Below are 22,928 nucleotides of genomic sequence, written 5' to 3' on the forward strand. Positions count from 1 at the left end.
GACTCACTCGAACAGGGACAGGGTCAACGTCGAGGTGTACGAGCCAGCCGCCACGTCCGCTGGGGTCCGCAGGAACAGGTCGGCGTCGACCGAGTACGCGTCGCCGGCCACCGCGCCCGATTCGAACGTCGAGACCAGCAGTTCCTGGTCGACCAGGCCCACGTTGTTCCCCGGCTGCGACGGCTCGTCAAGCACCGTCACGACCTCTTCACCCGCACTGACCGAGCCGGTGTCCCCACCGTCGAGCAACCGCGGTTTCCAGCCCAGATGCCCGGCACCGATCGGCGCCTGGCCAGCGCTTCCGACGAAGTCGGTGGCGCTGCCCAGCACCGCCCACGCCGCGCCCTCGGGCACCTCGTCCGCGGTCCGGGTGTCGGTGACGGTGACCGTCGGCAGCCCGCCCACGAACTGGCGTACCAGCAGGGTCGACCCGTTCTCGGTCAACGCCACCGAGTCACCGGCGATCGACATCGCCAGCACTCCCGGCTCCCGGATCTCCTCGATGTCGACGGTCACCTCCACCTCGCCGCTGTCACCCGGCTCGGCCAGGGCCGGCGACGGCACCGCCGCCGACCCGGCCAGGAGGACGCCTGCGGCCCCCGCCGCGACCAACCGCTTGCGATTCCATCTGCTCATCCGTTGCTCCGTTGTCATGTGGTGGAAGGACCGGGAGTCAGCCGCCGCAGGTGACGGCGGGGTAATCGGCGGTACGCACGGTCGTGCCCGCGACGCCGTCGACGGTGACCCGGACGGTAGCCGTGCCGGCTGGCACTGCCGACGTCCGCGCGTTGAACTGCTGGTAGGCGTTGGCACCGGGCGCCACGCCGGTCACCGACCGCTGCCCGTACGCCGTCTCCAGCACCACGTCCACAGGCGCGTCATTGTCGTTGCGCGCCTGCACCGCCACGTACGCGTTACCGCCCACGCACCTCGACTGGGCGCTGACCGTCACCGGCACCTCGGCCCCGGTCGCGGCCTCGAAGGCCCAGGTGTCCAGTTCGAAGAGGTCGACACCGGCCGGGCCGGCGTAGGTGAAGTACACGTCGTGCACGCCCGAGACGCCGTCGAGTACGGCGGTCAGTTCCGTCCACTGACCGGGTGGCGCGTCGACCGGGATGGTCGCGACGACCGGCGCGGTGACCTCACCCAGCCGGATCTGGATCGACCCGCCGCTGGCGAGCGGCCGGACCTTCGCCGTCACGCTGCCGGCACCGTCGCCGAAGTCCACTGACGACAGCGCCGTCCAGTCGCCGTTGTCGATGTCGCGCACGACCAGGTTCGGTGCCGCGTCGCCGAACTGCGCGGACCCGCCGTCCACCTTGGCGGTCGCGACGCCCTTGCTCCAGCCGAAGGTCTCCGCCTCGAACACCCGGTACGGGTCGAAGTCGCGAACCTGGTCGACACCGGCGTAGGTGCCCACCACCTGCTGGATCGTGCCGTCCGGGTGGAAGGCCAGTTCCTGGATGTGTGGGCTGCGGTACCCCTGGGTGGTGTTGCCGTTGATGCGCTTGTTCAACGTCGGGGCGTGGTACGTGAAGTAGTACCTGCCCTCGTACTCGAAGACCGACTGGTGGTTGTTGCCGCCGGTGCCGGCGCCGAAGAACTGCGACTGGTTCGGGAACAGCACACCGGCGTAGGTCTCCTTCGGCCACTCCATCGGGTCGTCGGAGATCATGTAACCGATCTGGCCACCCCGGGATAGCCGGGCAGCGGAGTCTGGTTGCCACCGAAGTCGTTGCCGCCGAAGTGCGACGAGTACGACAGGTAGTACCTGCCGTCGCGCTTGAAGACCTGGGCCGCCTCGAAGGCCACCGGGGCGTCCACCACCGCCGCCGTGCCCTCGGTCGACACCATGTCGTCGCCGAGTTTGATGGCCCGCAGGTTCTTCGGGTTGTTGAAGCGCTCGGCCGGAGGCATGCTCGTCGACGCCGGGCCACCACCGAAGTAGAGGTACGGCTCCCCGTCGTCATCCACGAACGGAGCCGGATCGAACTTCCAGGCCACGTCCTCCGCGCCGGGAGTACGGCCGTCGATGAGCGTGCTCGTCCGCTCGCTGGTCCACGGGCCGACCGGCGACGCACCGGTGATCACGTTGCTCGAACTGCCGTTGTTGGCGTAGTAGAGGAAGAACTTCTCCTGGCCGTCGACCACCTTCTTGGCCATGCCGGGGGCCCACGAGTTGGCGGTGAAGGGTGCCACGCCGTTCGGCCCGGCGACCTGGACCTCACCGTGGTCGGTCCAGTTGACCATGTCCGTCGTGGAGATCACGGTGATCTGGTTGATGTCGCCGTAGTTGATGCCCGGCGAGACGCCGGTGCTCGGGTCCGGCGCGTACCCCTGGGTGTCGTTCGTCAGGTACAGGTAGACCCGGCCGTCGTGGACGAAGCCGAAGCCGTCGGCGCCGAACTTGTGCCCGATCAAGGGGTTGTGCTCGCCGGGCAGCTTGCCGACCACCTCGATGGTCTTCGACGGTGCCGGCGGCGGCGCGGCACCGACCACCGACACGCCGTCCAGCTTGAAGTCCATCAGGTGCACCTCGGGGTCCGACGACGGCGTGCTCGTCCACGGCGTCTCGAAGAACAGCCGGGCGGTGGAGACGTTCTGCCCGGCCGGGATGGTGAAGGTCCCGTTGAACTGTGCCCACTGCCCCTTCGTGGCCACCACGCTCACCAGGTTCGTGTAGTTCGCCGCGCCGTAGTGCATCGTGGCGAAGAACTGCTTCGTCGCCGGTCCGTTCGGGTTCTCGTACTTGAGCCGGGCGGTCAGGGTGTAGGTCTGCCCGGCCTGCACCCGGCCGCTGAGATCCTGCATCGGGCCGGACCCGGTGGTCGCCCGGTTGGTGACGAGCACGGCTGTCGATCCCGAGTGGGCGTCCGCCGTGAGCGACAGCGTGGCGCTGTCGGTGGCGTTGCCGTTGTTGACGAACCAACCGGTGAGACCGTCCTCGAATCCGCCGTTGACGACGAGATCGGTGTCGTCGGCCTGGGCCGGCGACCCGGCGACGAGCCCGCTGGCCAGCATGAGCCCGACCGTGACGACAGCGGCGGCCCGTCGTAGGGCTGCCCTTCGCACGCGATGTGTCACTGACATCCTCCTTGATCACTGCGGTGGATCCGGGGGTTCGGTAGCGACGGAGGTCGTGCCGGCCAACCGTCGTGGTCGTCGGGAATCAGGTCAGCAGTCCGCGGCCGGGTGGTTCCCGGTACGGACGGTGGTCACCGGCCGGCCGTCGAGCGAACCACTGACCCGGACGGTCACGGTTCCGGCGGGCACCGCCGCCGAGCGGGTGTTGAACTGCTGGTAGGCGTGGGCTCCCGGCGCGACCTCCGACACCGACCGCTGGCCGTACGCGGTCTCCAGGACGATGTCGACAGGCGCGTCGTGGTCGTTACGGGCCTGCACGGCCAGGTACACGCGGCCGGCGACGCAGCGGGCCTGCGCCTCGACGGTCACCGGCAGTTCGGCCCGGTCGGTCCGGAGTACGCCGAGCCGGGCGAGCTGGTAGCTCAACGCCCGCTCCGGTGCGTCGATCTGGTTCTGGGTGCCGAAGCCGCCGGCCCGCGCCGTCTGCGCCTCGGCCAGCCGGGCGAGCATCGCGGCCCAGGCGTCGGCCGGGTGGTCGCCTTCGTCCAGCGACCCGGCGTACGCGATGGCGGCATCGAGCCGACTGGTGTCCAACGGCCGGCCCTGAGCGGTGAGTGTGTCGCTGAGCAGGAAGTGGTCGAAGTCGACTTGCCCGCCGGTCTGCTGCGTCGCGTAGCTGAACAGGCCGACCCGGTGCCCCATGAAGTGGGCGAGACTGCCGTCCAGCGTCTGCGGACCGACCCGGCTGCCCAACTGGGACCACTGGCGCCCGTCGAGGCTGTAGTGGAATGTGGTCCAGAGCTGACCTGTCGGCGCGGCGAAGTCGAGGTCCGCCTTGAGGTGCACCTCGGTCACCTCGCCCAGCGGCACGGTGCTGCCGGGCAGGAAGTTCTCGAGCGTCGCCTGGTCCAGGTCGACAGCGAACGGTTGCCCCCGGTTCACCACACCTATGGTGTTGACGCCACCGGTCCGCTTGACCGCGACGTACGAGAAGCCGCGGTTGTAGGCGGCCAGGCCGGCTACGTCACCGTCCTTCATTCCGGAGATGTCCATCCTGGTCTCGACCGACTGCCGTGGTCCGAACGTCCGCTGCGACAGGGTGTTGCGGGCCTCCTCGAACCAGGCGAGTTCGGCACGGTTGGCGAGCTTGGTGTAGACGTAGTCGCCGGTGACCACCTTGCCGGCGGTGAGTCGCAGCCAGCCGGCGCGCTCGGTCAGTGACCAGTACCTGTTGTCCGGGGCATGGTTCCACTGCCACGCCAGGTCCAGCCGCGAGCCGTTCGGCGCGATCTCCGCCTCGCCTCCCGGCGGTGCCGTCCACTGCTCGTCCAGGTACGACTTGTGCGGTGCGTCGTTGGCGAAGTCGTCGGAGACCACGATGCTCTGCTGCCGGGCGAACAGTTCCTCGGCGGGGCTGAGCCGGATCGGCTTGGCGAAGGTGCCGTCCACCGTCACGACCCCGTTGGCGCCGAAGGTCGGCCACCCGTCGGACCAGGTGGCGGGGATGAGCGCCGGGATGCGGCCGATCGGGAAGGTGTCCCGGAAGAACATGCCGTACCAGTCGGTCGCTCCGCCGTCGCGCGCGATCGGGACCAGGCTGCCCTGTGCGAAGCCGTTGGAGTTGAGCACGCCCCGCGCCTCGTAGGTGTTCACGCCACCGGTGGCGGTGTAGCGGCCGAGCAGCTCCCGGGAGCGGAACATGACGACCTGCCGGCCCTGACCGGAGGGCCAGGTGATGATCACCGCGTAGTACCAGCCGTCGATGTGGTAGAACTGCGCGCCTTCGAACAGCCCGCCGATGAACGGCTGGCCGGCGTAGTCACCAGCGGTGAAGATGTTCGGGTAGTCCGCGGTGATCGCGGTCAGACCGGCGTTGAGCCGCACCGCGCTGGTCCCGCCGGAGCCGTGGAAGATGTACGGCGTACCGTCGACGTCGAAGAAGAGCGAGGGGTCGTGCAGGCCCCGACCCAGCGCGGTGCGCTGCCACGGGCCGTTCTCGATGTCGTCGGTGCGGTAGATGTACGCGCCGCCGAGGTTGTTGGTGTTGAACACGACGTAGAAGACGCCGTCGTGGTAGCGCAGCGACGAGGCCCACTGACCCTGCCCGTACGAGTTCTGCCCGTTGCGCAAGGAGAACGCGTCGCCGACGCTCGCCCGGTTGAACACGTAGTTGACGATCTCCCAGTTGACGAGATCGTGGGATTTCATGATCGGCGCGCCCGGGCTGAGGTGCATCGTCGTGCTGATCATGTAGTAGACGTCGCGGCCCTCGTCGTTCTCGGCCGCGGGCACCCGTTCCACGCTGATGTCCGGCACGTCGGAGCGCAGCAACGGCACGCGGTACGTGCCGTCCCCCTGGTCGGTCGAGGTGTAGGACGACGGAGGGGACCACTCGTCGGCGGCGTGCGCCACGCCACCTGGGGAGATGGCTGCGGCGCAGAGCAGCATGCCGGCCGCCACGCGTGGGATCCGGCGCGATGGGCGTGGGGCGGGAGAGCCGTCAGACACCTGCATGGAGGGGCTCCAGACGCGAGTGTTACGCGGAGCCTCCATGCTGTTAGCGCTAACATAGATCGTCAAGACCTTGGCCGAGATCGATCCGAAATATTCGGGAAACAGCGCCCCGTCGGCGGGCAGCCCGGTGCGGCGGCACGTCCTCCAGAAGGGACCGCTCCGTCGGCCCGCCAGGCCCGGTCTCGACCGGGCCGGAATGCCCGTCTCCGTACCGGTCGGCGACGGAACTGCCGGCCACCGACTCTCCTTCGGGCGCACCTGCGCCCCAGCGACCGGCGTGATGGCCGCAACTGCGAGGCCTTTGATGGCTTCAGGCTTGTGGATGCATGACGTAGGGTGAGCGCCGTGACGATGTTCCGCATGGGCGAGGCGGCGGACCTGCTGGGCGTCAGCGCCGACACGGTACGGCGCTGGGTCGACGCCGGCCGCCTCAGCGCCGCCCGCGACGAGCAGGGACACCGAGTCATCGACGGCGTCGATCTGGCCGCTTTCGTCCGAGCCCAGGCCGACGACCCGGACGACCGGGCGGACGAGTCCTCGGCACGCAACCGACTACGCGGCATCGTCACCGCAGTGGTCAAGGACGCCGTGATGGCCCAGGTGGACATCCAGGCCGGCCGGTTCCGGGTGGTGTCGCTGATGAGCCGCGAGGCCGTCGACGACCTGGGGCTGACTGTCGGCTCGGTGGCGATCGCGGTGATCAAATCGACAACTGTCGTCGTGGAGAAACCCCCGGCCCACCTGGACAACAGGAGAAGCGGCCCATGACAGCACGACTGTCGGTCCTGCTCGCCGTCATGACGATTGTCGCGTTGGTCGGCTGCGGCAGTGACCAGAGCACGGACCCACGACCGGGCGCCGGTGCCGGCGCCGTGACCGGCGAGGTCACGGTCTTCGCCGCCGCGTCGCTCACCGAGTCGTTCGCCCGGATCGGCAAGGACTTCGAGGCGGCGCATCCGGGGGTACGGGTCACCTTCAGCTTCGCCGGCAGTTCCGCCCTCGCGACCCAGATCAACCACGGCGCACCGGCGGACGTGTTCGCCTCCGCCTCTCCGGCGAACATGGCCACGGTCATCGACGCCGGCAGCGGCGACGGCAACCCGGGTGTCTTCGTCCGCAACCAGCTCGTGATCGCGGTACCCGACGGCAACCCGGACGGGGTGAACGGCCTGGCCGACCTCAACCAGCCGGACGTCAAGGTAGCGCTCTGCGCCGAACAGGTCCCCTGTGGCGCGGCGGCGCGGAAGGTGCTGGACGCCGCCGGGGTGGCACTCACCCCGGTCACCCTGGAGCAGGACGTCAAGGCGGCGCTGTCCAAGGTGCGGCTGGGCGAGGTCGACGCGGCACTTGTCTACCGCACCGACGCACGGGCCGCTGACGACGACGTCGACGGCATCGAGTTCCCCGAATCGGCCGGGGCGACGAACGACTATCCGCTAGTCGTGGTGAGGGACGCCCCGAACAGACCGGCCGCCCAGGCGTTCGTCGATCATGTGCGCTCCGGCCCCGGTCAGGCGGTCCTCATTGCCGCCGGGTTCCAGGCCCCGTAGTCGTGTCCCCGCGCGACGCCGTGGTGGCGCGGCCCGACCGGCGCGCGTCACCACCACGACCCCGGCGAACCGGTCCGGTGCCCGTGGCACTACTGCTTCCCGCCGCCCTCGGCCTGCTCTTCCTGGTGCTGCCACTGGCCGGTCTGCTGATCCGGACACCGTGGAGCACGCTCCCGCAGCGACTCACCGAGCCGGGGGTGCTCACCGCGCTGCGCCTGTCCGTGCAGGCCGCCACCCTCGCCACGCTGCTCTGCCTCGTCCTCGGGGTGCCCCTGGCCTGGTTGCTCGCCCGCGTCGACTTTCCGGGCCGTCGCCTCGTGCGTGCCCTGGTCACTGTGCCGCTGGTGCTGCCGCCGGTGGTCGGCGGCGTGGCACTGTTGCTCGTCTTCGGCCGGCGGGGCATCCTCGGCGGCTGGCTCGACAGCACCTTCGGGCTCACCCTGCCGTTCACCACCACAGGTGTGGTTCTCGCCGAGGCCTTCGTCGCGATGCCGTTCCTGGTGATCGCCGTCGAGGGCGCGCTACGTGGCGCGGACGTTCGGTACGAGGAGGCGGCGGCCACCCTCGGCGCCGGCCGGTGGACCACCTTCACCCACGTCACGCTCCCGCTCGTCGCGCCGGGTATCGCCGCCGGAGCGGTGCTGTGCTGGGCCCGGGCGCTCGGCGAGTTCGGCGCCACCATCACCTTCGCCGGTAACTTCCCCGGCCGTACCCAGACCATGCCGCTCGCGGTGTACCTCGCCCTCGAAACCGATCTGGAGGCGGCGATCGTGCTCAGTCTCGTCCTGCTCACCGTCTCGGTGGTGATTCTGGCCAGCCTCCGTGACCGCTGGCTCAGCAGCCCGTGACCACCGATCCGAGCGTGCCCGGCACCGGCCCACGGCCCGCCGGTGCGGTGCTCGACGCCCACCTCGTCGTGGACCGTGGCACCTTCCGACTCGACCTGCCGCTGACCATCGGTCCCGGCGAGGTCGTCGCCCTCCTCGGGCCCAACGGCGCCGGCAAGACGACCGCGCTGCGCGCGCTCGCCGGCCTGATCCCCCTCACCGGCGGGCATCTCAGCATCGCCGACCGTCGCCTGGACGACCCCGCCCGTCGCCTGTGGACCCCTACCGAGCAGCGGCCGATCGGTGTCGTCTTCCAGGACTACCTGCTCTTCCCACACCTGACCGCCCTGGACAACATCGCGTTCGGGCCGCGTCGACAGGGCCTCGACCGGCACCGGGCCCGACAGCGGGCTGCGGACTGGCTGGCCCGGGTCGGGCTCGCCGAACACGCCCGACGCAAACCTCGACACCTCTCCGGCGGGCAGGCCCAACGGGTGGCGCTGGCTCGCGCCCTCGCCGTCGAACCTGCCCTGCTCCTGCTGGACGAGCCGCTCGCCGCCCTCGACGCCCGTACCCGACTCGACACCCGCGCCCAGCTCCAACATCACCTCGCCGGTCATTCCGGCGCCACCCTGCTGGTCACGCACGACCCGATCGACGCCGTCGTACTCGCCGACCGGCTGGTCATCATCGAGGACGGGCGGGTGGTGCAGGAGGGCGACGTCGCCACCGTCACCGCCCGGCCGCGCACCGACTACGTCGCCCGGCTTGTCGGTCTCAACCTCTATCGAGGTCATGCCGACGGGCACCGGGTCCTGCTCGGCGACGGATTCCACCTCGTCACCGGTGACCAGCACGCCGGTGACGTCTTCGTCGCCTTCGCGCCGTCGGCCGTGGCGCTGCATCCCGGTCGTCCCGACGGCAGCCCCCGCAACACCTGGCCGGCCACCATCACCGGGATTCAACGCCACGGCGACAACCTGCGGGTGCAACTCGGTGGCCCGGTCACTGTGGCGGCCGACATCACCCCGGCCGCCGCCGCCCAGCTGAACCTGGCCCCCGGGCAGACACTCTGGGCTGCCGTCAAGGCTGCCGAGACCCGGGTCTACCCGGCCGCGTCAGCCCCCGCCGACGTCGGGGCCGAGCCATGAGAACCGCCGGTCCCACCACCGCTGCGGGGACACTGTCCGCGCCGGTCACCCGGGCGTCGGCCCACCCCGGCGGCAGCCGGTCACGGAAAGTCGTCCGGGCCGGTGCCGGGTAGCGTCGCCAGCAGTTGGCCGGCGAGACCCCGTACGGTGGGGTCGGGCTGACCGGCCAGCCGGACGAGGATCGGCCGGGTCCGGGTGTCCGCACCGTAGTGCCGGGCGAGTGCGAGCAGCGAGGTACGGCGAATCTCCCAGTCCTCGTCGTCGACCAGCCGCATCAGCAGCTCCCGCACCCCGGTCCGGTCGGCCAGGTGGGCCGCGAGTTGTTCCGCGGCCCGACGCCGCACCTCCAGCGCCGGATCGTCGCGCACCAGCCCCACCAACAGCACCCGAACCTCCGGGTCGGTGCCGAAATGCTCGCCGAGCGCCGCCGCGATGCGGGCCCGGATCGCCGGATCCCGGTCGGCCAGTCGGCGCATCAACCGCAGCGTCACCGCCATCGCGGTCTCACCCCGCGCGATCAGGCAGCACACCGCCGCGTCGAACGCCGCCGGGTCGGTGTCGGACTCGATGCGCTCCAGCAGCACGTCGGTCACCACGTCCGGGCCGCCGTACGCGCTGAGGGTCTCCACGGCGGCGAGTCGGATGCCGGCGTAGCTGTCCCGGCGGGCCCGCCGGGACAGGGTCTCCACAAGCGCGTCGGTCCCACCGTGGCGGGCCAGCGCCTGCGCGGCGGCACGCAGCACGTTCGGATCGGGATCGCGGCGGACCTGCTCGGCGAGGCACTCGACAACTGCCGTGTCGAGCGGATCACCGAGGCGGGCCAGGCTGCGGGTGACCCGCAGCCGTACGATCGGGTCCCGCTCCCGGGCGGCCCGGCTGATGAGCAGCTCACGCGTGGCGTGCCCGAGCGGTGGCCGGCCGGTGAGCAGGTCGACGGCGGCGAGCCGGACGCCCGCGGTGGGATCCTGGCGGGCCCGTTCCAGCAGCAGCTCGCCGGTGCGGTGATCCGGGTACGCCTCGGCCAGCGCTCGAACCGCGGCGAGCCGCACCGTGGCGTCGTCGTCGGTCCGGGCCGCCTGCGCGGCCACCACCCACCCGCTGTCGTCCACCCGGTACCTGTCGGTAAGCGCCACCACCGCTGCCGCCCGCACCGAGGCGTCCTCGTCCTGCTCGATCCGGTCCACCAGCCGGTCCCGGCACCGTCCGTCCGGGTCGTTGACCAGCACCAGTCGCTGAACCGCCACCGCGCGGACCCGCGCCGAGGCGTCCGAGCCGGCCAGTTTGAGCAGCAACTCGGTGCCGTCCGTGCCACCCTGTCCCGGCAGCAGTTCGCACACCAGGCAACGTCGCACCTCGTCCTCGGAATCGCCGGAGACCCGTGACAGGGCCCGACCACGGGCCGTCTCGCTCTGCTCGGGAGGGTGAGCAGGCACCGCAGCGCGGACTGCACCACACCGGGGTCGGTGTCGGCGGCCAGCAGGCGGTGCAGCGTCTCGGTGACGTCGGGCAGGTCGAGGCAGCGACCCGCGAGCACCGTCGCCGCGGCCCGCCGGACACCTGTGTCCCGGTCCTCCGTGGCCCGCGTCAGCAGCAGTCGGCGGACGTCCTCGGCCAGCTCGGTGCGCCCGCCGAGGGACTGCACCGCCAGGGCGCGGACCGCCGCGTCGGGCGAGCCGGCGAGGTCGCGCAGCACCTCGACCAGGTCGCCGCCGGCACCGAAGTTGGCGACGAGAGCACGTACCGCGGCCTGTCGTACCGCGGTCGAGCCTTCCGCCCGCGCCTGCGTCAGCAGCAGATCCTGACAGTGGCGGCGACTGCGCCCGGTGGTGTCCAACCTGCCGGCGGCCTCGGCCAGGCCGGCGACGAGGGCGATCCGCGCCTGCCGCTCCCGGCCCTGGCCGAGTTCCCGGACCAGCAGCTCCTCCAGTTGGTCATCGGCGGTGGACAGCACCGCCGCCGCGCGGGTGGCGAATGTCGATCCGGAGCGCCAGCTGGTGCGTACCCCACGTCGGCGGTACCAGTGCAGGAAGACGGCCCGGCCGGGCCACTGCGGTCCGAGCGCCCGGATCGAGGAGAGCAGTTCCTGCTCGGTGACCTCGACGAGGTTCGGATCGTCGGCCGAGATGCCGTGCTCGACGAGCAGCACGACCTGCCGCAGCACCGCCTCGCCGGCACCGGCCAGCCCGGCCGGCTGCGGCGCTTCCGCCACGCACTGCGCGGCCAGCACCAGGTTCCACGGTGGACTGGCCAGGTTCAGCGGCGGCCACGGCCGGTTGACCTCGGTGGCCAGCAGGGTCACCAGGTCGTTTGCGACCTCGGCGGGCAGCGCGCTGGCGACCAGCCGCAGCACCTCCCGCCAGGACGGATCTGCCCAGTTCTCCCGGAACAGCGCACGCAACTGGTCGATCCCCCAGGTCTCCGGGTCGTGATCGAACCTGTCCACGATCTCCTCGGCACAGAAGAACTCCAGAAACGTACGGTGCACGAACCCGAACAGGCGCAGCCCGTACCGTTCCAGGATGAAACTGCGCTGGCGCAATTTGTCGATCATCGAGTACGCCATGGCGTGTGCGCGTTCGTTCTCGAAACCGTAGAACTCCACCAGATGGTCCCGGAAGATCCGCGACAGTTCATCCGCCTCGATGTAATTGCCGGCCGGCCCCGACTCCCGGCACTGCATCCAGAAGGCCAGGTGACGCAGCAGTCGCAGCTTCGCCTGCGGGTCCAGCGGCGGTACGTCGCCGTGGCTCTCCCGCAGTTGCTTGGTCACGTCCCATTCCGAGATCAGCACATCCGTGACGTGTGCGTAGAGGCGGCGACGGTTCCGGGGCAGCGGGCGGTCCCGACCGACGATCGCCATGAGCATCAGCAGCAACGGGTTGCCGGCGATCTCGTGCATCGCCCGGGACCGTCGCACCACGTCGAGGATCTGCCGCCGTTGCCGGTCCGCCTCGACCGACGGGGTCGGCATCACGTACTCGTACCAGTTGCCGAGGAAGCGGGCGATCCGCTCGTCGTCGAGGTCCTCCAGGGTGAAGTGGTCGAATCCGGCGTTGGCGAAGGTGTGCCGCAGGTACCCGGCCGCCCGCGAGGTGACCACGGTACGCACCCCGGGGTACTCGTTGGCGAAGGTGGCGATCTGCGCCGCCATCTCCTCCCGCTGCGCCGGGTCGAACACCTCGTCCAGCCCGTCGAAGAGGAACAGCGCCTGGCCACCCTGCCGCAGGTAGGCCTCCAACACGTCCCGGTCGATGCCGGCCAGCCCCTGCTGGTGCCGGTGGCCGACGTAGTCGAGCAGGCCGTCACAACGGCCGTCACCACGATGCGCCGCGTACGACCGGAGTTCGACGAGGACGGGAAGGTACCTGTCCAGCGCCGCCAGCCTGGGCTCCTCGCAGACCCCGGCCAGCGCGAGGGCGAGGTAACGGGCGGCAGCCGACTTGCCGGAACCGGGATCGCCGAGCAGCACGATGGCCCGTCGGGCCGGGTCGCAGACCACGTCGAACAGTGGCGACGCCTCCTTGGCCGCGTACTCCTCCCAGAGCCGCTCGACGTCCCTCGGGTCCACCACGCCGGGCAGCGCGCCGCCGTCACCGTCCGGGCCGGATCCGGCCCAGCGCCACCAGGCCAACGGCATCTCCGGTCGAGCGTCCTCGTGCACCTTCGGCTCGACGAACACGTTTGACAACCCGACGGTGAGGTAGCCGATGGTGGGTCGTGGCGACACCGCGTCCAGCGGCACCGCCTGGTACCGCAGCCGGAGTTGCTTGTGGTAGTGGCTTCGGGCCGCCTCCGGCAGGTGGGTGTCGGGGTCGCCCGGCTCACGCGCGGGCGACCGGCCGCTGCGCACGTCGGCAAGCGCCACTGTGACCTTCGCCGACAGATCGTCCACGCTCGAGAAGAAGGCGCACAGGTGGCGTTCCTTCAGTTCGTTGCGCAACGCCACGATCTGCTGTCGGTTGGGATCGACCATGTCGGGCGGCCAGGGCATGTCCTCGGCGAGTAGAAAGATCAGGCACGGTTTGCCGGCCGCGAGTGCCTCGCGGTATTCCAGCTCGGTGATGGAGGACTCCTGGCCGGGTGGCCGGTAACCGTAGCGCCAGGCGAAGAGACCCACATAGAGGTCACATCGACGCACGTCGGTCAGACAGCGTTCCAGCGGTGGGCGGACGTCGGCCCCGTACGCCTCCATGGCGACGTCCTCGATCTCCAGGCGACGCGCCACCGCGTGCACGGCCGCGCGGTATTCCAGCAGGTCCTTTTGGGTGGCTGAAATGTAAACCTTCATCGACGGCAAACTCCAGGGGTGGCTGGCGACCGCATTCTTCAAAATATCAGCCGTTGTCACATCCATCGGTCCCGTGAGTCCACACCCGGGGGCACATATCGGCTTTCCCACCACGGATGGGCCTATGATGGCCGCGGGACGGATTCGGTCCGGTCACCGGCCGCAGGCCCATGCCCGCCGGTGTCCCCCGTGGCGCCGATGCGGAGGAACCATGCTCACGGTGGGCGAGGTGCACACCAGCCTGCTGCAGCACAGCACGGCGCTGGCGCAGGACCAGAGCGCCGAGGTGCTCAACCTGGTGGAGGGCGAGGCCGTGCTGACCTCGCGGCGTCCGTCGCTGTACGCGGTCTCGCCCGATGTCCGTACCGGTGTGGACTGCTGGTTGCCGAGCGCGAAGAACCGCCAACTGCGTGGGGTCGGCGCGGTGGTCACCCGGGCGGTCATCACCGGCGGGCGAATCGTGCAGGCCTCCTCCATCATCCAGGTGGTCGCCGGGGAGCGCCGCCGGCCGTGGTCGCACTACCTGGCCAACTCGGGGGTGCTGGAGACGGTCGGCAAGCTGGACGCCGACGACCTGACGAACGGCTTTCTGCACGGCAACGCCGCCGACGTGCTGAACCTGGACGCGATCACCGGTCGGGTACTCGACAGTGTGCAGATGTCCGACCTGCTGGACCGGCGTCCACCGCTGCGCGCGGCGCGCACCCGGCTGCGGTGGACCGCGCAGGTGCACCAGCAGCCGGGCGGGAACGCCACGGCGGATGTCGCGGTGGACTCACCGACGTTGCGCACCGTACGGCTCACGGTGAGTCCGCAGGACGTCCCGGCGGCGGTCGCCGGCCTCTGCGAGGATCTCGCCCTGCACGACTGGCTGCTCACCATGCTGTCCGCGCTGGTGGAAGCCGCGGTGACCCGCGCCGGCTCGACGCAGGAGCACATCGAACGGCTACGGCCGGTGCTGGAGCACCTGCTGCACCTGTGGCTACCAGGTGCCCGGGTCGATCCGCGACTGCGGCCGATCTGGGACCGGCTGGAGCAGGTCCCGGGGTTCAGCCGGCAGTGGCAGTCCTCGGTCAACTGGATCCGGGATCAGATCACCGTCGGCAACATGGCCATCCTGCGTGACCTGGCTGCCCGGGCGGCGGCGAGTCAGTCGTACGGGTCGGCCACGCTCACCGAACCCTTCTCGACAGCCGGCAGCGGCCCGTCGGACCGTAGGGTCGGGCGCGGTGCGCAGGCACCACGCGGCTGATCACTCGCCGATGAACACGTAGCTCAGCCGGTCGACAAGTTCGTCGGGCAACTCCAGGCCCTCGCTGCCGGCCCGCTTGGCGACCTGCTTCGCGACAGCGGGTGGCACCGCCACCTGCCCGAGGATGGTCCGTACGGCCAACTCGACCGGGAGATAGCGGGTGTCCATGAGCGTCACCGTCCGGTACCCGCAGAACGGCGTGGCGTCCGGGTTCAACTGGACGATCGCTGGCAGCCGGTCCCAGTCGGTCGGCAGCGGCTCGTCGGGCGGCAGCCGGTACGGCTGGGTGATCGTCTGCCCCCGGTGCCGCAGGACGCCCAGCCGGGTCATCTGCCACACCGAGGCGAGCAGCGCGCACGCCCACACCCGACGGTCCGGCTCGTCGGACCACAGTTCGATGTCGACGAAAATCGAGTGGGGCGCGTCGCCGGACTGCAACGGCGGGGACCACGGCACCGGCAGCGTCATCGCGGGCGCGTCGGCATGCCCCGGGGAACGCTTGCCGTTGGACAGCCAGCCCGACTCACTCAACGGTGGGCGACTACCCGTGGTGTGCCGTGGCGGTTCCACGACGAGCGTGTCCACCACCAGCCGGGCCAGTTCGACGTCGTCGTAGCGGGCGAAGCTGGACTCACGCGCCACGTAGTCGAGCACCAGCCCGTGCTCCGCCGCGGCCTGCTGCACCTGCGGGATCACCTCGCGCGGCGTGGCGAACCGGTGGAAGTAGTCGTCGACGAGGAAGCACGTGCTGATCCTGGGTTGCCGGTGTGGGCGCAGCCCTCGACGGGCGAGCGCCGGGACCGCCTGCGCCCAGTCGGCGATCCGGGCGAACTTGCGCCGCAGATCCCGGCACCCGTCGCCGAAGTCCTCGGCGTAGACGTGCCCCAACTCCACCGACAGGTGTGAGTACGGCACGCTCTCCGTACGACGCACCGCGGCTGCCTCCTGAAACCTGACATCCACGCTCATCACACGGTCTCCCATGCGGTCTCGTCGAAGAGCTTCTCGGTCAGCCCCACGAAGGCGTCCACGGTCCGGCCATTGGCGATCTTGGCCTGGACGTCGTTGTCGGAGATGAGCTGCTCGCGCCACTGCAGCAGCGGGTCCAACGGCACCGCGCCGAGCAGTGTGGTCCGGCCGGTGCCCCGCCTGCGGGCCAGCTCCGCCAGTTCCGCGTCGCACCTGCGCAGGAACGCCTGCTGCGCCAGGTCGAGATGGCCAACCTCGGGACCGCGTGCATCGATCACAGCGGTCCGCACGAACCGCAGCGACTCCCGTAGCCGGTCCGGCTCATGGCCGTACTCCTTGCCCATGGCCAGGATCCCGCCGGACTCGAAGGCGAGGTCCGCCGCCGCCATCACGTGCTGCGGCGTCCAACGGTGAAAGACCAGCCACCGGACCGTCACCTTGCGCAGGGTCCGGTTGGCGGTCGCGGCCAGCGCGATCTGACTGGCGTACGACCGGCCGGCGCTCAGGTCCACGAGGGTCAGGTCGAACTCCTCCTCCAGCCGGAGGAAAAGCTCGGCGCAGCGTCGGCCGATGTCGTCGGTGAAGCCGAACTCGCTGCCGCTGCGCTGCCCGGGCAGCAGCACCAGCGAACCCGAGCCGGTCGGCCGTTGGCGCAGGCTGACCCGTTCCGAGGTGCCCCACACGTCCAGCTGCTCCGGTGACGGGATCTCACCGCGCAGGTACCGGTGCAGGCCGCCGCCGTTCGGGCCGGCGCCCTCGATGCCGTTTGTCGCCTGGGGGATCTGGAAGGTGATGCCGGCCGTCGGTGAGCCGAAGTCGTAGTCCAGATAGCAGGTGGAGCGGCCGGAGAGCGCACTGCGATAGGCGATGTTCGCCGCGGTCACCGAGCGCCCGGTGCCACCCTTGTGGGACGTGACGAAGACCAGCATTCAGATCCCCTCGCTGGCCTTCTGTTGGCCGGTGGTGATGTCGTTGAGCTGGAGCAGCAGGGTGCTCGCCAGCGCAGCGGCCGTGCCCGGCTGGTCGTCCACGAGCGACTGCGCGCGGCGCAGCGTGGCCCGGATGCTGCGCATGCTGCGCTGCATGGGCTCACCGGCGAACGTGCCGCTCATCAGCTCACGGTCGAACACGTACTCGGCCTCGTCGATGAGATTCTGGGCGTAGGTGGCGAGGTTCACCGCCCGGGGGAACTGTCGCTCCCAGAGCAGCTGACCGGCGTTGACCAGGGCCTGCACGACGCGCTCGGTCAGGTACCAGGAGGGCGCCTCGGGCAGCGGGGCCAACCCGGGGAACGCGCCGCCGGCATGGTCCCACAGCCCTCGGTGCCGGCCCTCGGGGATGCGTCGCAGCAGGAGGTGCTCCCACACCTCGTCGGCGAGTTCGAGCAACTCGCTGCGGCGTCGGGCATTGTTCAGCAGGCCGGCGACGGTGGTCGCCCGTTGGAGCAGCACCGTGGAGAACTCGTTGACGTTCCACGTCATGATCGGCTTCGATGTGGCGTCGTTCAGGGTCACCTGCTTGCCGGGGGCGTGCACGACCAGGGCGGCCTCGTTGGGTGAGGCTCGGCGGGTGATCCGGCCCCGCTGCGCCAGCTCGACGAGCACGTTCGCGATCCGCCCGAACTCCTCGTCGCCGCCGCGCCCGCTGGCGACGAGCCCTTTGACCGCCAGCGAGGTGGCCTGCAACGTGTAGTAGTCGGTCCGGTCGCCGTCGGTGGTACGCCAGGGAATGTCCTCGATCGGCCACCGCCGCCGGTTGCCGAATGTCGCCACCGTCGCCCAGTAGCGCCGGGTCAACTCCCATCGCAGTTGCAGAATCCGGAACAGTCGCTGCTGTTCCTCGTTGAGCAGACCGAGCAGCCGGGTACGTTCGGAGTTGAGATCGTCGATGGCGTCCACCGCGATGACCGTGAAGTAGAGGTACGGGGCGTTCTCCGCGGTGCCCTCGCGCTGCCGACCGATCGGGTCGGTCGTCGCGACCTCGTCGGCGCCGGCGATGGTCCCCCACGACCAGCCGCACTCGAAGAGCATCTCGCTGTTGTCCAGGTCCTCGGTGACCTGACCGGAACCGACCACCACGTTGCGCAGGCTCGCCATGGTGTCCCGCAGCTGCGTACGCAGCGCGGCCACCACCTCGCGGCGCGGCACCTCGTCCTGGTTGACCATGTCGCACAACCGGATGCCGAACTCGTCGGTGGCGGCGAAGACCGAGGTGCTGAAGCTACGGAGCAGGCCGACCATGGCGGCGGTGAGACGGACGCTCGCCATCTCCTCCAACTTGTCCAGTTGGGCGCGCAGGTCGGCCCGCTGGGTGGAGGGACGATAGATCTTGACGAAACCGATTGTCGCCAGGGTGAGCGTGACCGACACCGCGAAGGAGTCGACCACGTCCATGGAGCGCTGCTCCTCGGTGAGGTCCGGCCCACCCTCGACCGGGTTGAGGTAGCTGCCACCACCGAAGGTCGGCGCGCCGGTGTCGTCCGTGTAGCGGACGAAGTACTCGCTCATGATCCGGACCAGTCGGCGGGGAATCTCTATCGCGCCACCGATCGTGCCGAGGGCCTCGATGACCTCTTCGTCGATCCGGTCCGGGTCGTCCAGGGACAACACCGGGATCTTGGTCGCCGGCAGCAGCAGAGTCAGCAGTTGCTCCGCGTCGCTGATGGAATTGGAGCCGCTCCGGCCGCCCCAATCCCATTCACCGTCGCGTAGGCAGCTGCGCACCGTGGCGCGCCAGATGTCGAGAATCTCCTGGCGCGGCTGCATCCGCATGGTCCACCACCGTCTGCTGTAGTCGTCGAAACGGAGCTGCTGATGTTGCCTGGCCCACGATGATCCACGATGACGTGCACCCATCATCGTATCCCTGTCGGTGCGTGACCTGAACGGCCGTGTGTACCGATGTCCCGGGGAAACCAGGTGACCCAAGCGTCCAGGTGAGAGCGATGCGGGGATCCCCGGCGGACAATGTGCGACGTCAGCCGCGACTACGTCCGGTGACCAGCAACATGCCCTGATAGCCGTCCCGCAGCGACGGCGTGGGTCGCACCTCGTGCATGTCCACGTCGTACGCTCCGACCGCGATGCTCGCCACCACTTCCGCGCGGTGCAGTTGCACGGCCGGAAACCAGTGCTGCCCGACGCGGTAACCGTTCGAGCCCAGCATGAAGGCCGCGGCGAACGGCGAACCGGGATGCAGCGCCCCCAGGAACCGGCCGATCGCGTGCTCGGCCTCGCTGCGGTCAGCCGAGATCGAGCAGGCCACGAAGAACATGGTCCCCGCGCCCCAGGCCCGTCTGGGCAGGTCGAAGACGCTGAGCTGGGACACGTGACCCACCCGGGCCAGGTGACTGCGGGGATCGGCCAGCGCCGCGTACGCCGAGTGCTCCGCGCACACCTGCCAGTACGCATCCCAGCACTCGTCATAGCCGCTGATCTGGTGACGCAACCAGCGCACATTCGCCGTGGAATATTCGCACAGTTCGACGCTGCGTGCGAATGGCAGAAGGGACAGCGCCGGGTAGAGGTTCGCACCCGATCCCACATCGACGCAGTGCGCGCCCGAAATCTTCGCGCCCGCGAAAAAGTCTCTGATCCGACAGAGAATTTCGCGATCATCGTCGCGCAGGACCGAGTAGTTGTGCTGGACGTAGGCGCGCGGGTCGAAGCCGTCCCACTCGACCTCGGAATTGACCGTTCCGGGGGACTCAACTCGTGGCGGTGGGGTCGACGGCCCACTACAACCTGCACCAGCCGCCGGAATCAATGCCATGGAGATGCCTCCATTGAAGTCGGCAGATCACTGTGGTCCTTGCCCCGACGCGCTCAGCCCGTCGCCCATTATGCATCGGTTGCGATACCGATTCGCAAGTGCCGACGCTGATGCGACCGCGATCATCCGGTCAGGACGGTGCCGCCGACGATGATGGATCGATAGGAACGCACTGATTCCGATGGCCGGTAAAGTGGATCAGCCCGGGAGCCGGGCGGTCAGCCGCCGGTGCCCTCGGCCGAGCCGTCCGGACCGAGCGCGCCGTCCACCTCGCCAACGTCGAGGTGTACGTGCTTGTGGCCCTGACCGGCGTCGATGTTGATCTGGTCGAGCTGGGTCGCGGCGACCGACCACGTGGTGACGGCGAGGGTCGCCTGGCGCGCCGCCAGTTTCATCGCCTCCGCGCGCCCGGCGCTCGGTCCGGCCAGCGCGACAACGACCGAGTCGACAGCCACGGCCGCCTGGTCGACGGCGCTACGCAGGCCGCCCCGGGCGACGTTCGTGGCGGTCATACCCGACGGCGGGTCGGCGAACTGGGCGGTCAGCCGCCGCATGGTCTGCTGCCACGTGTCGACCTGGGCCCGCTCGGGCGTGCGTCCCGCCTCGGCGTCCTGCCGCACCGCCCGGATGATCGGCGCGAGTTCCTCGCCGGTCCGTTGGGCCATCTCGGTGAGTTCGACGATCTGTTGCGCGTCCCGCTCGGCGTCCGCCTGGCGCAACTGCGCCACGGTCGCCTCGGTCGGATCCGGTCGACCGACAGCATGCCCGACCAGACCGCCGACCGGAGCCGCCACCAGGACCGCTGCCGCCGCGACCGCGACCATCCACGTCCTCGTCCGGTTCTGCCGCGCAGGCGGAGTGACCAGGTATGAGGGCTTTCCGGTTCGACGGGACATGACACCCCTCGCATCGACGGCTGTTGCCTGGGAGCGTAGCCCTTGCAACCAGCGACGTCGATAGTTTCAGAACCGTGGACCGAACTTTCGCCTGGAGCAACGAAAGCCGGTCAGGATGTGCTGCTGACGACGCCGGGTGGGACGCCGTCCCGGTCGGCTACCCGTCGACCGGCGCGCCCAGCCGGGCGAGTGCGCCACGGGCACGAGCCTGCTCCTCGGGTCTGTCGATCTCCGTGGCCAGGGCCAGCGCCTCGACGTGCCGCGCGACCGCCTCCTCCCGCGCGCCCTGCCCGGTCAACGCCCGCCCCAGCCCGTTGAGGACGCACGCCTCGCCATACCGTTCGCCGATGTCCCGGAAGAGGGCGAGGGCCGGTTCGTAACACTCGACGGCGTCCGCGAACCTGCCGAGTGCGACGTAGGCGTCGCCCAGGTTGTTCAGCGCGGTCGCCTCCCCGCCGAGATGCCGCAGCTCACGGAAGATCGCCAGGGCGCGGCTGTTCTGCTCGACAGCGGTGCCGGGGCGGCCCAACCGTTCGTGCACCGCGCCCAGGTTCGTCAGGGTGTTGGCCTCGCCGACCCGGTCGCCGATCTGAACGAAGCGGTCGAGCGCCAGCTCGTGGTACCCACCGGCGCGCTCCCAGTACCCGGCCGCGCTGTGCACGACGCCGAGGTTGCCCAGCACCCGGGCCTCGCCGCGCCCGTCACCTGCCGCGCGGAACAGCGGCAGTGCGCGTTCCAGGTGCCCGATCCCCTCCGGATAGCGACCCAGCTGCCAGCACACCACGCCCAGGTTGGTCAGGGCGGTGGCCTCGGCGACCGTGTCGCCGAGCAGCCGAGCCGCGCGCTCGGCCTCGGTGTGCACCGTGATCGCGTCGGCCGGGTACCCACCGTTGTCGAGATAGACGTACAGGGTGCCGGCGAGCCACACGGCGTGCTGCGGCCAGCCGTTACGGGCCGCGTGTACGCACACCGCGACGAGGGTCGCCCGCTCCGCGTCCAGCCAACGCAGTGCGGTCCTGGGCTTGTCGAGCAGCGGGCCGGCCGAGGGGCGCGGTGGCAGCGGTGGTCGGCGGTGTCGCTCGGCGGGGTACAGCGCCTCCATGGCCGCCGCCGCGCTGTACAGGTAGTGATCGAGCAGACGGGTCAGGGCGGCCCGCCGATCCGCCGGCCGATCCTCCTCCCGGCCCCGCTCCCCCGCGTAGGCGCGGACGAGGTCGTGCAGCGCGTACCGCCCGACGACCGGCTGCTGGACCAGATACTCGGCGGCGAGATGACGCAGGTCGACAGCGGCGGTGGCCGGGTCGCTGTCCAGCAGGGCGGCGGCACCGTGCTCGTCCAGATCCGCGCCGGGATGCGCGGCCATCCGTCGCAGCAGCGTCTGCCGGCGCTCCGGCAGATGCTGGTACGACAGGTGCAGCGCCAGCTCGACACCGCTGTCGAGCCGGCGGTGCCGGTGACGCTCGTCCAGCCGGTCGGCGTGGTCGGTGACCGTCCATCCGGGCCTGGTCGCCATCTGCCCGACGACCACGCTCAGCGCCAGCGGGAGGTAGCCGCAGCGCAGCGCGACCCGTGCGGGCGCCGACGGGTCGCTGCCCACCGGCACGCCGGGGTTCGACCTGACGAGCAGCCGCTCCGCCTCCTCCGGGCTGAACAGGTCGAGGTCGAGATGGACCGCCTCATCCAGGTCGGCGAGCCGACGACGGGAGGTGACGAGGGTCAGGGTGCCGGCCGACCGGGCCAGGAGCGGACGCACCTGCTCCGCGCCGGCCGCGTTGTCGAGCACCACGAGCACCCGCCGGCCCGCCAGCCGCTCATGGAACGCCGTCGCACGCTCCGCCAGGCCGTAGGGGATCTCGTGGCCGGACATGCCGAGCAGACGCAGGAAGCCGTCGAGCACGGCACCGGGCTCGGCCGGCGGCTGCCCCGGATCCGGATGGTAGCCGCGCAGGTCGACGAAGAGATTCGTGTCGAAACGACTGTCGTCGACAAGCGACTGGCCGGCGTGGACGGCGAGGTGGGTCTTGCCGACCCCGGCCATGCCGGCGATCACGCAGACCTGCGCGCCGTGCCCGGCCCCGGAGGTGGCGGCGGTGTCCGGCGTCGCGGTCAGCGCGGCAAGTTCCCGAAGCCGGGTCAGCTCCGCCTGGCGGCCGGTGAAGGCGCCCGCGTCGTCGGGGAGCCGGTCGAGCACCCGCACCTGGGCAGCCGCGGTCGTCTCGGCGAGGCTCACCCGCAGCGCCTGTCGCCAGTGCGCGAGGTAGCCCGTCTCGTCGTGCAACGCCCGCACGACGGCGAGCACCAGGTCGACGTTGATCCTCCGTCGTCCGGTCTTGAAGCAGTCCACGACGGTGCCCCTGCGGGCCATCTCGTCGGTCGGACGACGGTCGGCCTGCCACCGGTCGTTGACCCGCCGGGTGATCGTCTCGTACGAGGGATCACCGGCCCAGAGCTTGAGTGCGCGCAGGCAGCCGATCAACTCGTCGAGGCTGTGGGCCGTGCCCGGGTCGGGTGGCCCATCGGACGCGGCAGCCTTCATGACACCCACGAGTTGCGACGATAACAATCGATGCCACGCCATCCCGTACGGGATCGTTTGGACTTCACCTGGCGGACAGACCGTCGTGTT

The 22,928-nt window shown here is 70.3% G+C and carries 16 protein-coding genes and 1 pseudogene; 5 read left to right on the forward strand and 12 right to left on the reverse strand.

Going from position 1 to position 22,928, the window contains the following annotated elements; genetic code table 11:
• Positions 1 to 3 precede the first annotated feature (3 nt).
• From CLT74_RS08740 to CLT74_RS08750, 4 genes are all read right to left on the reverse strand, one after another.
• Positions 4 to 636: a hypothetical protein gene (locus tag CLT74_RS08740; protein ID WP_099846093.1), complete on the reverse strand. Its 633-nt coding sequence runs from the start codon at positions 634 to 636 to the stop codon at positions 4 to 6.
• A 37-nt stretch (positions 637 to 673) separates the two neighbouring features.
• A complete protein-coding gene (locus CLT74_RS31210) occupies positions 674 to 1,675 on the reverse strand; it encodes a carbohydrate-binding protein (RefSeq protein ID WP_486582170.1) in 1,002 nt (333 codons plus the stop codon).
• Entirely contained in the window at positions 1,672 to 3,084 is a 1,413-nt protein-coding gene (locus CLT74_RS31215) for a carbohydrate binding domain-containing protein (RefSeq protein ID WP_486582171.1), read from the reverse strand. The genes CLT74_RS31210 and CLT74_RS31215 overlap by 4 nt, the downstream gene beginning before the upstream one ends.
• Before the next feature lie 90 nt (positions 3,085 to 3,174).
• On the reverse strand, positions 3,175 to 5,544 hold the full coding sequence (locus tag CLT74_RS08750) for a glycoside hydrolase family 43 protein (RefSeq protein ID WP_486582172.1): 2,370 nt from the start codon (positions 5,542 to 5,544) through the stop codon (positions 3,175 to 3,177).
• A 399-nt stretch (positions 5,545 to 5,943) separates the two neighbouring features.
• Between CLT74_RS08750 and CLT74_RS08755 the strand changes: the two genes are divergently transcribed.
• From CLT74_RS08755 to CLT74_RS08770, 4 genes are read left to right on the forward strand one after another with little or no spacing between them, the layout of a single operon-like run.
• Positions 5,944 to 6,366 (forward strand): helix-turn-helix transcriptional regulator, encoded by a 423-nt coding sequence (locus CLT74_RS08755; protein ID WP_099851610.1) that lies wholly within the window; start codon positions 5,944 to 5,946, stop codon positions 6,364 to 6,366.
• Positions 6,363 to 7,148 (forward strand): molybdate ABC transporter substrate-binding protein, encoded by a 786-nt coding sequence (modA, locus tag CLT74_RS08760; protein ID WP_099846095.1) that lies wholly within the window; start codon positions 6,363 to 6,365, stop codon positions 7,146 to 7,148. The genes CLT74_RS08755 and modA overlap by 4 nt, the downstream gene beginning before the upstream one ends.
• Positions 7,149 to 7,168: 20 nt before the next feature.
• The gene (locus tag CLT74_RS08765) at positions 7,169 to 7,996 is read left to right on the forward strand and encodes an ABC transporter permease (protein ID WP_486582706.1); all 828 of its coding nucleotides are present in this window, start codon (positions 7,169 to 7,171) and stop codon (positions 7,994 to 7,996) included.
• A complete protein-coding gene (locus tag CLT74_RS08770) occupies positions 7,993 to 9,126 on the forward strand; it encodes an ABC transporter ATP-binding protein (protein WP_486582174.1) in 1,134 nt (377 codons plus the stop codon). The genes CLT74_RS08765 and CLT74_RS08770 overlap by 4 nt, the downstream gene beginning before the upstream one ends.
• A gap of 80 nt (positions 9,127 to 9,206) precedes the next feature.
• Here CLT74_RS08770 and CLT74_RS08775 read toward each other — a convergent pair whose 3' ends face one another.
• Positions 9,207 to 10,559 (reverse strand): HEAT repeat domain-containing protein, encoded by a 1,353-nt coding sequence (locus CLT74_RS08775; RefSeq protein ID WP_099846097.1) that lies wholly within the window; start codon positions 10,557 to 10,559, stop codon positions 9,207 to 9,209.
• Between the two features lie 104 nt (positions 10,560 to 10,663).
• Positions 10,664 to 13,480: pseudogene (locus CLT74_RS31220) on the reverse strand (DUF4062 domain-containing protein); the annotation flags it as partial.
• Between the two features lie 145 nt (positions 13,481 to 13,625).
• Here CLT74_RS31220 and CLT74_RS08785 point away from each other — a divergent pair.
• Positions 13,626 to 14,666 (forward strand): SCO2521 family protein, encoded by a 1,041-nt coding sequence (locus CLT74_RS08785; RefSeq protein ID WP_099846099.1) that lies wholly within the window; start codon positions 13,626 to 13,628, stop codon positions 14,664 to 14,666.
• Here the strand turns inward: CLT74_RS08785 and CLT74_RS08790 are convergent, their stop codons facing one another.
• From CLT74_RS08790 to CLT74_RS08815, 6 genes are all read right to left on the reverse strand, one after another.
• Positions 14,667 to 15,635: an SCO2522 family protein gene (locus tag CLT74_RS08790; RefSeq protein ID WP_486582175.1), complete on the reverse strand. Its 969-nt coding sequence runs from the start codon at positions 15,633 to 15,635 to the stop codon at positions 14,667 to 14,669. It lies immediately after the preceding gene.
• Positions 15,635 to 16,564, reverse strand: coding sequence for an SCO2523 family variant P-loop protein (locus CLT74_RS08795; protein WP_099846101.1), 930 nt, complete (start codon positions 16,562 to 16,564; stop codon positions 15,635 to 15,637). Before CLT74_RS08795 ends, CLT74_RS08790 begins: the two co-directional genes overlap by 1 nt.
• Positions 16,565 to 18,406: an SCO2524 family protein gene (locus CLT74_RS08800; protein ID WP_099846102.1), complete on the reverse strand. Its 1,842-nt coding sequence runs from the start codon at positions 18,404 to 18,406 to the stop codon at positions 16,565 to 16,567. It lies immediately after the preceding gene.
• Between the two features lie 205 nt (positions 18,407 to 18,611).
• Positions 18,612 to 19,406, reverse strand: coding sequence for an SCO2525 family SAM-dependent methyltransferase (locus tag CLT74_RS08805; protein WP_099846103.1), 795 nt, complete (start codon positions 19,404 to 19,406; stop codon positions 18,612 to 18,614).
• A 218-nt stretch (positions 19,407 to 19,624) separates the two neighbouring features.
• Positions 19,625 to 20,230, reverse strand: coding sequence for a hypothetical protein (locus tag CLT74_RS08810; protein ID WP_486582176.1), 606 nt, complete (start codon positions 20,228 to 20,230; stop codon positions 19,625 to 19,627).
• 229 nt (positions 20,231 to 20,459) lie between these two features.
• A complete protein-coding gene (locus CLT74_RS08815) occupies positions 20,460 to 22,838 on the reverse strand; it encodes a tetratricopeptide repeat protein (protein WP_486582707.1) in 2,379 nt (792 codons plus the stop codon).
• Positions 22,839 to 22,928: the final 90 nt, after the last annotated feature.

The sequence above is a fragment of the Verrucosispora sp. CNZ293 genome, from assembly GCF_002754655.1.